This window comes from Pseudomonas sp. GW821-FHT09A09, from assembly GCF_059418405.1.
This window is the reverse complement of the sequence record NZ_JBWKPU010000025.1, coordinates 82,017-94,625: the sequence shown is the minus strand read 5'-3', so window position 1 is coordinate 94,625 and position 12,609 is coordinate 82,017. Positions and strand designations below refer to the sequence as shown.

The window sequence follows — 12,609 nt, the reverse complement described above, 5'->3', positions numbered from 1 at the left end:
CCCCCCCCCCCCCCCCCCCCCCCCCCCCCCCCCCCCCCCCGGGCTCCTACAGGGGATGATGATGGGGTATCAATGCAGTCAATTAAATTGCACGCAATTGAATTGCCTACTATGTTTACCCCACTTCTCTCTATCGAGGCATTGCCATGAGCAACAACCTGCTGAGCATCCCGTGCACCACCATCAAGGGTGAGCAAAAGACCTTGGCCGATTTCGCCGGCAAGGCCATCCTGGTGGTCAACACCGCCAGCAAGTGTGGCTTCACCCCGCAGTACAAGGGTCTTGAGCAACTGTGGCAGCAATACAAAGACCAGGGCCTGGTGGTGCTGGGCTTTCCCTGCAACCAGTTCGGCAAGCAGGAACCGGGTAACGAAGGGGCCATTTCCGAATTCTGCGAGCTGAACTTCGGCGTCAGCTTCCCGCTGTTCAAGAAGATCGACGTGAATGGCAGCGAGGCCCACCCACTGTTCGTGCAGCTCAAGAAGCAGGCGCCGGGGTTGCTGGGTTCCAAGGGCATCAAGTGGAACTTCACCAAGTTCCTCATCGGTCGCGACGGGCAGGTGGTCAAGCGCTTTGCCCCGACCACCAAGCCCCAGGACCTGACCCAAGAGATCGAAGCCCTGCTCAAATGACCGCCGCCCCGACCGTGTCCCTCGCCCTGGACGACCAGCTGTGCTTCAAGCTCTATGCCGCTTCACGGGCGGTGACCCGCGCCTACAAGCCGATGCTGGATGAGCTGGGCCTGACCTACCCGCAATACGTGGCAATGCTGGTGTTGTGGGAATGGCATGCCAAAAAGCCCGCGCAGCCTACGGTCAAGGCGCTGGGTGAGCGGCTGATGCTCGACTCCGGCACCCTGACGCCACTGCTCAAGCGTCTTGAGCAGTTGGGCTGGGTCAAGCGTCAGCGCAGCGCGTTAGACGAGCGCGAAGTGCACTTGGGGTTGAGCGAGGGGGGCGTCAGGTTGCACGACCAAGCCCATCGCCTGAAGACCCGCTTGCTCTGTGACAGTGGCGTCGACCTGAACCAGGCCGATGCCCTGCGCAATGGCCTGGATCAATTGCTGGCGCAGATCAAAGGCTTGTCGTCCTAGGCACCCAAAGGTCCAGCAACGCATTGAGTTCCTCACGGCGAAATGGCTTGGCCAGGTAATCATCCATCCCGGCCGCCCGGCAGCGTTCGCGCTCTTCCGACAGCGCGTTGGCGGTCAGGGCGACAATGGGCAGGTCCGGCCAGCGCCCGCTGCGGCGGATCTGCCGGCTCGCCTCGTAGCCGTCCATCACCGGCATGTTGCAGTCCATCAACACCATGTCGAAGCGCTGCTCTTCCAGGCGCTTGAGCGCCTCGCCGCCGTGCGCCGCCACGATCACTTCGCAGCCCAGCTTGCCGAGCATGCCCTTGGCCACCAGTTGATTGACCGCGTTGTCCTCCACCAGCAGGATGCGCGCCCGGTGCGCCAATGGCGGGGATTCCATCTGGATGGGGTCGAGGATCAATTGCGTATCGCTGCGCAGGTTGCGCTGCAGGATCTGGTACAGCGCATTGCGGCTCAAGGGGCGCGCCTGCTGCTGTAACGGCGCCAAAGCAGCGACTTCTTCACTCGGCATGAAGTTGCCGTAGGCGGTGACCAGCAGGATCGGGGCGCTGCTGGTCGGGCGCAGGCGGAACAGGCACTCGGGGCAATCCGTGATCAGCAGGTCGGGGGGCGGGCCGCTCACATCTTCTTGGCGCGAATAGCAGCGCGGTGTCAGCCCCCAGTGGGGCAGAAGGGTGGTGAGCAGTTCCGTGAGGCCACTGTCAGCGCTGGTAATAGCGATCACCTCACCCGCCAGGGGCGCGTACCGAGCCGCCGGCAGATGGGTGGGCAGCGGCAGGTCTGCACAGAACTGGCTGCCAAAGCCCACTTCCGAGCTGATACTCAGCCGTCCCTTCATCGCCTCACACAGGTTATGCGTCAGCGCCAGGCCCAGGCCCGTGCCGCCAAATTGGCGCGTGATGCCCGCACCGGCCTGGGTAAAAGGCTGGAAAATCTTGACCTGCGCTTCCTGGGCAATGCCGATGCCGGTGTCACACACTTCAATTTTCACCTGGCCGTCATGGGCGCTCAGGCGCACGTCGACGCGGCCGAAGCGGGTGAACTTTAAGGCGTTGGAAAGCAGGTTGCTGACGATCTGCCGTACGCGTGTCGGGTCACCGATAACCTGGGCGGGAAATTGCGGGTCGATCAGGCAGGTCAGCTCGACACTCGGTGCGGCGTTCTGTGACAGCAGGTTGGCGGTGTCTTCCACCAGGGCACCGAGGTCGAACGGGATGCGCTCAAGCTCCAACTGCCCGGCGTCGAACTTGGACAGGTCGAGGATATCGTTGAGCAACTCCACCAACACCTTGCCGGAGTCGTGGGCGATGGACAGTTGCTGGCGCTGCTCGGCATTCAGCGGGCTGTCCAGCGACAGCGCGATCATGCCCAGCAAGCCGTTGAGGGGCGTGCGGATCTCATGGCTCATGTTGGCCAGGAACGCCGCCCGCGCCTGGGCCATGCCCAAGGCGGTCATCTTGGCCGCTTCCAGCTCGTCGTTGGATTGGCTCAAGCGTTGGTTGCTGGCCTTGAGTTCCAGGGTGCGCGCCGAGACGATGTCTTCCAGTTGCCCCAGGTATTCGGTAAGGCGGTCCTCGGCGTGGCGGCGTTGCTGGATTTCGGTCTCCATGTTTTCGAATTGCTGGTTGGCGACGTTCACCAATACGCCAATCTCATCGTTTTCGTGCCCGGGCGGGCAATCCAGATGAGCCTGTTTGCTGGTGCTCAGGGCGCGAATAATGCGCACCAACGGTTGGGTCAGCATCACGTAGAACAGGCCCAACAGGATCCCGGTCAGCAGCAGGCTACGGGCAAAACCGTTGAGCAGGGTGATTTCCGCACGATGCAGGAAGCGGCTGCCAAAGGCATAGGTGTCCACATCCAGGCGCAATACGCCGAGGGAGTCGTTGGGCATATGGCTGAGGAACAGCCGGTCTTCAAAGTGACGGCTGGCGCCAAACAGGAAGTCGCTGATGGGGCGGTAGGAGCTTTCCTTGCGTGGCCGGTCAACGTCGGCGAGTACCACGCCATTGTTATCGATCAGTTGGGCGTGGGTGATCGCAGGCGAGTGCAGCAAGCCCAAGGTGAGTTCCTGGGCTAGCTCGGCGTCAATGTTGTAGGCAATGCGTGAGGCGGGATTGTGGCTGATTTCGATCAGCGAACGAATTTCACGGTTGATGGATGCGTCTTCGCTGGCATAATCGATACCGATTTGGATCAGGCTGAGCAAGGTTCCCAAGACGAAACCGACCAGCACAGTCAATCTGGCTTGTTTATAAGACAAGCGGTGGGCGAACTTGATATCCATCGAGTGTTGAACCACTTCACGTTTCCCTTCGCCCGGCAAGCATAGCTGAACATCCACAGGCTCTGGCTTGGCCGGCATGAATCGTTTTTTTACGCAGCCTCATGCGGTCTGCCGCAGGGTTGCCAATACGCCATCTTTTGCAAGAACTTGCCAGAGGAATAATCGTGGATTCTCGATTGAATGCCTTTCTTGAGCGGGCCGACGCGGTACTTGCTCGCCTGGAACCCTTGTTGCCTGCGCCGCGCCAAGCCATCGACTGGAACCAGTGCCTCGCCGCCCGTTGGCAGCGCGAAGGTCGCACCGGCTTCCTGTTGCCACTGGAAGTGAGCCTGGACATGCGCCTGTCCGACCTGATCGGCGTGGACAAGCAACGCGAGCAACTGGCCCGTAATACCCAACAATTCATCGACGGCCTGCCCGCCAACCACGCGCTGCTGTGGGGCTCGCGTGGCACCGGCAAATCATCGATGGTGCGCGCCTTGCTGGCCCAGCACGCCAAGGCCGGTCTGCGCCTGATCGAAATCGAACGCGACCACCTGGCCGACCTGCCGCGAGTGGTGGAACAGCTGATCAAGCTGCCGCAGCGTTTTATCCTGTTCTGCGACGACCTGTCATTCGAAGCGGGCGAAGGCGACTACCGCGTGCTCAAGAGCGTGCTGGACGGCTCCCTCGAGCAGGCACCGGAAAACGTATTGCTGTACGCCACCTCCAACCGTCGTCACCTGGTGCCGGAAAACCAGAGCGACAATGACAACTGGAAGCGCGTGGATGGCGAGCTGCACCCAAGCGAAGCGGTGGAAGACAAGATCGCTTTGTCTGACCGTTTTGGCCTGTGGCTGTCGTTCTACCCGTTCACCCAGGAACACTTCCTGGACGTGGTCGAGCACTGGATCGGCGAGCTGGCGAGCAAGGCCGGCCTGCAATGGCAGCGTGACGAGGCTCTCGACATCCTTGCTGTGCGCTGGGCCACCGGGCGCGGCAATCGCAACGGCCGGTGTGCCTACCAATTCGCCCGTTACTGGGTGGGCCTCAAATTGCTGGAGCGTCAACCATGATCGATCTACAACACGCCGGCACGGGCCTGGATGGCTATGCCATGTTGTGCGCGCAGTTGGAATCACTGCTGGCGGATGAGCGGGATTTCATTGCCAACAGCGCACAGTTTTCCGCGTTCCTCTTCAATCAGCTGGACGACCTGAACTGGGCCGGCTTTTACCTCAATCGCAATGAAGAGTTGGTGCTCGGGCCGTTCCAGGGCCAGATCGCCTGTGTGCGTATTCCTTTCGGTCGTGGCGTGTGCGGCGCGGCGGCGGCATCGCGGCAAACCCAGCGGGTAGAGGACGTGCATGCGTTCCCTGGGCATATCGCCTGCGACAGCGCCTCTAACAGCGAGCTGGTGGTGCCGTTGGTCAAGGACGGCAAGTTGATTGGCGTCCTTGACCTGGACAGTCCGTCGTTGGCGCGCTTTACCCCTCAGGATCAAGCCGGTATCGAACAGTTGGCGGCCATTTTCCTGAAACTGACCGACTGCTGATCGATGAGGCAGGGGCTGGCCCCTGCCTTTTATTGGCTGTTGAGTTCCTGAAGCTGCAGATGGAGCATGCGTTCCAGTTCCTGCATAAGCGTTTCCAGGGACTTCACCGCGGCATCGATCATTGAACGGTCATCGCCGTTGGCACAGGCTTGCTCCAGCGCTTCGCACTGTGCGGCCAGTGTGGTCGCCTGGACGATGCGCGCGGCGCCCTTGATCTTGTGGGCCTGTTCGATGATGTCCTGTGGTGGCGCCTGTCGGGCCCGCAGGGTCACCAGCTCCTGACGATCCTGGCGACTGCTGGTCAGCAGTTCCTCCAGCAAACGCCTGCTCAAGTGCGGATCACCATCGGTCAGTGCATCCAGGCAGCCAAGGTCCAGCCGCTGGTTGGCGGGTTGCGGAACAATATGTGCCAGTTGCCGCTCCAGCGCCGTGAGGCTGATGGGTTTGAACAGGCAGTCGTTCATGCCCGCCTCAATGCAGCGCAGTTTTTCTTCCGGCTGCGCATTGGCCGTAAACCCCACTATCACGCAGGGCGTCAGCTGTTCGCGTTGCTCGTATTCACGAATCGAGCGGCTGAGTTCGTAGCCGTTCATGATGGGCATGTTGCAGTCGGCGATCACCAGGTCGAAACGGTCCTGACGCCAGGCCTGGAAGCCGGCAGCGCCGTTCTGGGCGGCTGTGAACTGATGGCCCAGGTACCCCAACTGTTGACACATGAGCAAGCGGTTGGCGGGATGGTCGTCCACCACCAACACATTGAGCACCGGGGCTTTTGTGCAGGGTTCGGGCTTGAGCTCATCGACGGCCGGTACCGGCTGCAAGCAGGTCATTTTCAAGCCAACATGCACTTGGGTGCCGACCATTGGCACGCTGTTGAGACTCAACTGCCCCCCCATCATCGAGCACAGGCTGCGGCAGATCACCAACCCCAGGCCGGCGCCGCTTCTTGCCAGATGCCCTGAGTTATCGGCTTGGGCGAAGGGCGCGAACAACCGTTGCTGGTCTTCACGGCTGATACCTATACCGGTGTCTTCGACCACCAGCTTCATTTCGATCTGCTGTGGCAGGTCGGTCGCATGCACCGCGACCTTGACGCTTACCTGGCCACGTTCAGTGAACTTGATGGCGTTGCTGATCAGGTTTGAAAGCACTTGCTTGAAGCGCAAGGGGTCGATCAGCACGGCGATGTCGTCAAGCTGCGGGTTGAACTCCAGCGACAGGCTGAGGGTTTTCTGCCGGGCCAGGCCGTCGAAGACCCGCACTACGGACTCGATCACTTCTCGCAGGTTGACCCGTTCTGGCGTGAGGCTCAGTCGCCCGGATTCGATACGGGCAATGTCGAGGATATCGCCGATCAACTCCAGCAGATCCTTGGCCGAGTTGTACGCCACTTCGATGGCAGGACGATCGAGATGACCCTGGTCGGCTCGCTTGAGGGTCAGTTCGAGCATGCCGATCACTGCGTTCATCGGGGTGCGGATTTCGTGGCTCATCGTCGCGAGGAAGGTGCTTTTGGCGCGGTTGGCCTCATCTGCTCGCTCCTTGGCGGCACGCAACTCATCAAACAGTTGGCGCCGCTCGCTGATGTCGATCCAGCCACCAATGATGCCCTGTACCTCGCCGACAGAGTCGCGATAGGGAAGGATCCAATGATAGATCGTCAGTTTTTTCCCGTGGATATGCAGTACGCGATCAAGGATCAGCGGGTTGCCTTCGGCCACGACCCGCTGGTAATCAGCATGGTATTGCGCAGCTTCCGTCTCCAGGGCCATGTTCATCTGGATCACGCTTTTGCCGATCACGTCTTCGCGTTTGACCCCGAACACTTGCAGGTAACTGTCATTGCAGGTCTGCAGCAAGCCCTTGCGGTCGCGTACGTAGATCGGGTGCGGCGTTTCATTGACCAGCGCGCGCATGAACTCGAACTGATCGTTGAGGGCCCGTTCGGCCATTTGTCGATGCTTGATCTGGCGGCGCATATACGCGTTCCAGGTCAGGGAAATCAATAGCAGCAGGCCAGTGCCGATGACGATCTGGGCTATCAGGTGATGGTAGTTGCGCCAGTAGCTGTCGGAGGCGGCGGTATAGCCACACCAGCGGCTGTTGATCACCCCCAATTCATCCGGGGCGATGCTTAGCAGCGCCTTGTCCAGGATCGAACTCAACTCGACGGCGCGGCGTGACGTCGCCAGCGCAAAGGTGGCAGGCAGCGTGCCGATACTGCTGCTGATCTGCAGTTTGTCCTGGAACACCTGGGAAGACAGGAAGTAGTTGGCGATCACCAGCGAGTTCACGGCACCGTCGACGTGCCCTTGTGCGAGCAGTTCCGATGCCTTGAAGGTGTCACTGGCTTCCACCCGCTGTATCTGCGGGAAGTCCCGTTGCAGGATGTGCTCCAGCGGGTTGCCTTGGGTAATTGCCAGGCGTTTGCCCGCCATCTGCTCCAGGTTCGAGGGGGCGTTGGGCTCTTTGCGCGTCAGCAGCACGTAGGAGTTTTCCAGGTAGGGACGGCTGAAATTCAGCTGGGCCTCTCGTTCGATACTTGGGGCGATCGCGCCGATGATGTCGGCTTTGCCCCGGTTGACCTGATCGATCATGCCGTTGATTTCACGACTGCGCTGGATCTGGAAACGCAATCCGGTACGCAGGCGAATCAACTCCAGCAAGTCGGCGGTAATCCCGCGAAAGGTGTCGTCTGCATCGAAGAATGTCAGTGGCGCGAAGGTCTCGTTCACAATGACGTTGACCACTGGGTGATCCTTCAGCCAACGCTCTTCGCGCGGCGTCAGCTGCAGCTTTTTATCCGTCAGCAGGATATCGCTGCCGGCGCTCCAGCGCTTGGCGATAGTTTCCCGCTCATTGATGGGCACGGCAGCCAGTACCGAGTCGACAATGCTCAAAAGGATGTGCTGGTCCTGGCGCAGTGCAAAGCTGAAACCGTAGGCCTCATGTTTGCCGAAGTTGGCCATGCGAATGTTCTTCAGGTAGCCCTTGTTGATCATGTAGTGGGTGGAAATCGTATCGCCAAGGAAAACGTCCGCCTGGTCAAACGCCACTGCATTCAGGGCGTTTTGATAGGAGGGATAGGTGCGGATATTGGCCTGCGGGTATAACTTTTTGACTTCGCTGATCGGCAGGTAGTGATAGACAAGGCTCAAGCGGAGTCCGCCCAACCCATCGCTCAAACTGCGTGTTTCCCCCTCGCGGGTCACCAGGACCGGTTGATCCACCGCGTATGGCTGAGACAGGCTGAGGTTCGGATTGGCGGCTTCAAAGCCATTCGAGGAGCCCAGCAAATCGACTTCACCCGCCTCAAGGGCACGTATCGACGCCTCCCGGTTGGGATAGCGCAAGACCTTTACGGGCAAGGCCAACGCTTTGGACAGAAGGCCTGCATAGTCGGCGGTGAGGCCTTCATAGTCATGGCCGCTTGAGGTCAGATCGAAGGGAGGATAATCAGGTGCGGCGGTGCCAAGCACCAGCTCGCGTTTGTTCTGCAACCACTGACGCTGAGTCTTGTCCAGTTGAGTGTCCAGTTGAACGGCACCCGCACGGCTTAATAGGGTGAAGTGTTCCGGGCCTGACTGATGGCTGGCGGGTACGGTGGTGCTGAAGCACAAACCGGCACTCAATATAATTAGATAGTCCTTTATACGGCTGGGCATCCACGTTCTCACACTAGCGCGTTTCGTTTTGCCATCTCGATAAGTTCTACCAAAGATTTGGCTTTTAGTTTTTGCATGAGTCTCTTCTTGTAAGTGCTGACGGTCTTGTTACTTAAAAACATACCTTTGGCGATTTCTTTGTTGGTTCGTCCTTGTGCAAAGAGTTGCAATACCATGAGTTCTCGATCGTTCACTGTTTTGAATAGTTCAAGTTCATGGCCGTCGGCGCCCTCGGCACCATTGCCGTTCAATGCCTGGCTTGGGAAATAGTTGTAACCTGATAACACGGCACGGATGGCGCTCAGCAGTTCGCTCAAGTCGCCTTCCTTGCAGACGTAGCCGTCAGCGCCAGAGCGCATGCAGCGCGTTGCGAACAGCGTAGGGCATTGGGCGGTCAGGATCAGGGTCTTCATGGGCGTGTTCATTGCGTTGAATCGGCAGAGCACTTCGAGACCGTCAAGCTTTGGAATACTGATATCCAGGATAATAAGGTCCGGCAGGCATTCCCGAACCATTTGTATCGCATCACACCCGTTGTCCGTTTCCCCGACGACTTTATAACCTTCATGTTCCAATAGCATTCGGATAGCAAGTCGAATGACAGGGTGGTCATCAATAATAAAAACTGAATTCATGGTCATATTCCAGGCAAGTGCAAATAAAGACGGCACATTAGCTCAGAAGCTTAAGGGGGAGCATGAGCCAGAAGGGGAGTGGATATAAAACAGGAAAAATCCTACGCAAAAAAAGGTGTCGGCCTACTGGTCGGTAAGGCATTGTGAAGCGAGATGTAAATAATTGAGAAATATGCGGTGCGTTGAGTGCGCTAGAGCGGTGGCGCAGGTCGTAACGTGATTCTTCGTAGAGCAGTTATGTTTAATTTCCTACATTTTCGATGCCGGTAATCGACTGACTAACCCGATAAGTTCATCTTTATTCAGCGGCTTCGAGAGGTAGCCCAGTAGTGGCAAGTCCCGGTGCAGTGCCTGATTGCTAAGGTTTGACAACTCTGTCGCGGGTAATCCGCTCAGGAGAATGGCTGCAAGGATGAACTGACGACGACCAGCGATTTCGATCAACTCCAGCCCCGGTAGGTCGGGCAGGCATTGGTCGCACAACATGAGGTCGAAGGGCGAGCCAGCCTGGGTCATCAGAAGGATCGCCTGTTCGGCATTTTCCGCGAGGGTCAGGTTGTCGAAACCGAAGCTTTTGAGTAGGCATTGGGTCGCTAGAAGCTGAAAGGGATGATCCTCCACCAGCAGGATACTCAGAAGATGTCTTGGCATAGGGAGCACACGTAGGGGTCAAGCTTTGATAGCGTGACGTAGGAATAATCGTCATGTCCGCCAAAAGCGTGCGTGATTATTCTTCGGGTACTTGTACGAATTCGATCAGGCTGCTCTGTTCCCTTCGTAGGCCGATTCCTTTCAGGCAACATGCAGCTCGATCGAACCTGTTATTGAGGGCTGGAGCGACCGGTCATCTCCCGCGCCATTTCGGTGGCGTAGCTGTCGGTCATGCCGGCGATGAAGTCGATCATACGCAGGAATGACGCATGCAACGGCCACGCCGGATTTGGCGCGCTATTGCCCAGCAGATCGAGGATACGGCGGTTCTTGAAGGAAGGCGTGCGCCCGCCATGCTGCTCCAGTGCTGCCCCGCAAAAAGCGTTCAGCAGGATCTCCAGGGTGGTGTAGGCGCCGATCTCATGCAGCGTCTTGCGTTTGTCCTGGAAGATCTTCTTGCGGGCCATGTCCTTGGCGTCCAGCACGCAGCGTTTGGCAGGACCATGCATGTGCTCCACCAGGTCACCCGGCAGCGTGCCGGCCAACAGCGCGTCCTGCTGTTCGACAAACGCCCTGGCCGCCGCGTTGGTCAGGTGCTCGATGGCCTTGCCGCGCAAGATCGCCAGCTTGCGTCGACGAGAGTCTTGCGCGCCCAGTTGTCGATAGGTCTGGGGCAGGTCATCGCCGACCAGGTCGAGCAGCAACGACTCGACCTCGGCGTAGTCCAGCAACTCCATTTCCAGGCCGTCTTCTAGATCGATCAAGGCGTAGCAGATGTCGTCGGCCGCTTCCATCAGGTACACCAGCGGGTGCCGGGCCCAGCGCTGTTCTTCCAGCTGTGGCAGGCCGAGTTTATGGGCGATCTGCTCAAGGATCGGCAACTCGCTCTGGTAGCAGCCGAACTTATGTTTCTTGTAGCCCAGGGAGTCGGCGTGGCGAGCGGTCCAGGGATACTTCAGGTAGGTACCCAGCGTGGCGTAGGTCAGCCGCGTACCCCCGTCGAACTGGTGATATTCAAGCTGGGTCAGCACGCGAAAACCCTGGGCATTGCCTTCGAAATTGAGGAAGTCATTGCGCTCGGCGCTGCTCATGTCATCCAGCCAGCCGCGCCCGGCCGCCTGCTGGAACCAGTGGCGGATGGCATCTTCGCCGGAATGCCCGAACGGCGGGTTGCCGATGTCGTGGGCCAGGCAGGCCGACTGCACCACCATGCCCAGGTCGCTCGGGTCACACCAGTCGGGCAGGGCACTGCGCAGGGTTTCGCCCACGCGCATGCCCAGGGAGCGGCCCACGCAGCTGACTTCCAGGGAGTGGGTCAGCCGCGTGTGGATATGGTCATTGCTGGACACCGGGTGCACTTGGGTCTTGCGGCCCAGGCGGCGGAACGCACCCGAGAAAATGATGCGGTCATGGTCCTTGTGAAACGGGCTGCGGCCCAGTTCTTCCGGACTGTGCAGGGTTTTACCGAGGCGTTCGCGGGTAAGCAGGGTGGGCCAATCCAAGGCGGTTACTCTCCGTGCGGTGAATGACACCGCCCAGCTTCCCGGTTCCGTCGTGGCGGGGCAAGCGAAAATCTACAGCCCGGCCGCGTCGATATCGATTAACAGCAAACGCTGACCGTTATCGAAGAATTGTCCTGCGGTCAGGCAGTAGCTGTTAGTGGTGGCGTCGCGATAGGTCGACGACAGGGTCAGGCGCCGTTCCTCCCAGCCTTCCGCGAGCAGGTGATAGAAGTAGGGGCGCCACGACCAGTTGTGGCCCAGGTAGCGGCTGTCGGCCTGCCAGGCATCCTGGCGCCATTCGAAGTTGGGCGTCAGTTGGGTGCCATGCCGGTCGCATTGGTAAAAGCGCAGCAGCCAGGGGAAGTTTGGCAATTGGGGCAGTTGAGCCAGAGGTGCCTGGCCCTGTGCCCAGGCCTGCAGAATTTTCATCAGTTCGGCCAACTGCAGGCGTAACTGCATCACGCGCCCCCGCTCTGCAAGCTTCTGCTGCACGTAGGCGGTACGCAGTTGCGCGAAGCGCGGCACAAAGGCGTCTGCATCGAACCAGTCCAGCTGTGCCTGGGCGAACAGGTAACCCTGCACATAGCGCGAGCCGCATTCCAGGGCGAAACTCAATTGCGCCTCGGTTTCCACGCCTTCGGCAATGATCCAGCAGCCGGTTTTCTCGGCCATCTGCGCCAGGGCCCGTACCACTTCACTGCTCGGCCCGCCTCGGGCAGCTTCCTGGAACAGGCGCATGTCCAGCTTGAGAATGTCTGGCTGCAACGCCAGCACGCGGTCGAGTTGCGAATAGCCGGCGCCAAAGTCATCGATGGCGATGCGCGCGCCGGCCTCGCGATAGCGCGCCACCACGTCGGCCAGGCGCTGGATGTCGCCGCCCAGCTCGGTGATCTCGAACACGATGCGCTGCGGGTCGACGCCATGGGCCTGCAATTGCTTCAAGCTGGGCAGTGCCTGGCCGGGGCGCAGCCGGTTGATCCAGCGCGGCGAAATGTTCAGGCTCAGGAACCAGTCTTCGGGGGCCTCATGCAGACGGCTTAAAGCATTGTCGCGGATCTGCCGGTCAAGGCGTCGCAAAGTGGCGCCTGGCGTGCGCGGGTCGGCGAACAAGGGGCCCACAGACTGCAAGCGGCCATCGGCCTGGCGCAGGCGGCCGAGCGCCTCAACACCGGCAATGCGCCCGGTGGCGGTATCGATGAACGGCTGGAAGCAGGCGAGCGGTTGCCCGTCAATCACGGG

Annotated in this window: 10 protein-coding genes; 4 read left to right on the top strand and 6 right to left on the bottom strand. The window is 59.7% G+C overall.

The window, feature by feature from the left end; genetic code table 11:
- Positions 1–146: 146 nt before the first annotated feature.
- Together AC07OV_RS21050 and AC07OV_RS21045 are read left to right on the top strand one after the other, a co-directional pair.
- On the top strand, positions 147–632 hold the full coding sequence (locus tag AC07OV_RS21050; RefSeq protein WP_176998239.1) for a glutathione peroxidase: 486 nt from the start codon (positions 147–149) through the stop codon (positions 630–632).
- Positions 629–1,093 (top strand): MarR family winged helix-turn-helix transcriptional regulator, encoded by a 465-nt coding sequence (locus tag AC07OV_RS21045; RefSeq protein WP_495092899.1) that lies wholly within the window; start codon positions 629–631, stop codon positions 1,091–1,093. The genes AC07OV_RS21050 and AC07OV_RS21045 overlap by 4 nt, the downstream gene beginning before the upstream one ends.
- Here the strand turns inward: AC07OV_RS21045 and AC07OV_RS21040 are convergent.
- Positions 1,074–3,383, bottom strand: a complete 2,310-nt coding sequence (locus AC07OV_RS21040) for a hybrid sensor histidine kinase/response regulator (RefSeq protein WP_176998237.1) — start codon at positions 3,381–3,383, stop codon at positions 1,074–1,076. The genes AC07OV_RS21045 and AC07OV_RS21040 overlap by 20 nt on opposite strands.
- A gap of 164 nt (positions 3,384–3,547) precedes the next feature.
- Between AC07OV_RS21040 and AC07OV_RS21035 the strand changes: the two genes are divergently transcribed.
- Positions 3,548–4,438 carry an ATP-binding protein gene (locus tag AC07OV_RS21035; RefSeq protein ID WP_176998236.1) on the top strand — a complete coding sequence of 297 codons (891 nt, stop codon included), beginning with the start codon at positions 3,548–3,550 and terminating at the stop codon, positions 4,436–4,438.
- Positions 4,435–4,917, top strand: coding sequence for a GAF domain-containing protein (locus AC07OV_RS21030; RefSeq protein ID WP_494998431.1), 483 nt, complete (start codon positions 4,435–4,437; stop codon positions 4,915–4,917). Before AC07OV_RS21035 ends, AC07OV_RS21030 begins: the two co-directional genes overlap by 4 nt.
- 29 nt (positions 4,918–4,946) lie before the next feature.
- Here AC07OV_RS21030 and AC07OV_RS21025 read toward each other — a convergent pair whose 3' ends face one another.
- The 5 genes from AC07OV_RS21025 to AC07OV_RS21005 all read right to left on the bottom strand — a co-directional run bounded on the left by AC07OV_RS21025 (position 4,947) and on the right by AC07OV_RS21005 (position 12,606).
- The gene (locus AC07OV_RS21025; protein WP_495092898.1) at positions 4,947–8,582 is read right to left on the bottom strand and encodes a transporter substrate-binding domain-containing protein; all 3,636 of its coding nucleotides are present in this window, start codon (positions 8,580–8,582) and stop codon (positions 4,947–4,949) included.
- Between the two features lie 8 nt (positions 8,583–8,590).
- Positions 8,591–9,217 carry a response regulator gene (locus AC07OV_RS21020; RefSeq protein ID WP_494998429.1) on the bottom strand — a complete coding sequence of 209 codons (627 nt, stop codon included), beginning with the start codon at positions 9,215–9,217 and terminating at the stop codon, positions 8,591–8,593.
- 249 nt (positions 9,218–9,466) lie between these two features.
- Positions 9,467–9,868: a response regulator gene (locus AC07OV_RS21015; protein WP_494998428.1), complete on the bottom strand. Its 402-nt coding sequence runs from the start codon at positions 9,866–9,868 to the stop codon at positions 9,467–9,469.
- Between the two features lie 170 nt (positions 9,869–10,038).
- Positions 10,039–11,370: a deoxyguanosinetriphosphate triphosphohydrolase gene (locus AC07OV_RS21010; protein WP_176998231.1), complete on the bottom strand. Its 1,332-nt coding sequence runs from the start codon at positions 11,368–11,370 to the stop codon at positions 10,039–10,041.
- A gap of 72 nt (positions 11,371–11,442) precedes the next feature.
- Positions 11,443–12,606, bottom strand: coding sequence for an EAL domain-containing protein (locus AC07OV_RS21005; protein ID WP_494998427.1), 1,164 nt, complete (start codon positions 12,604–12,606; stop codon positions 11,443–11,445).
- Between the last annotated feature and the right edge of the window lie 3 nt (positions 12,607–12,609).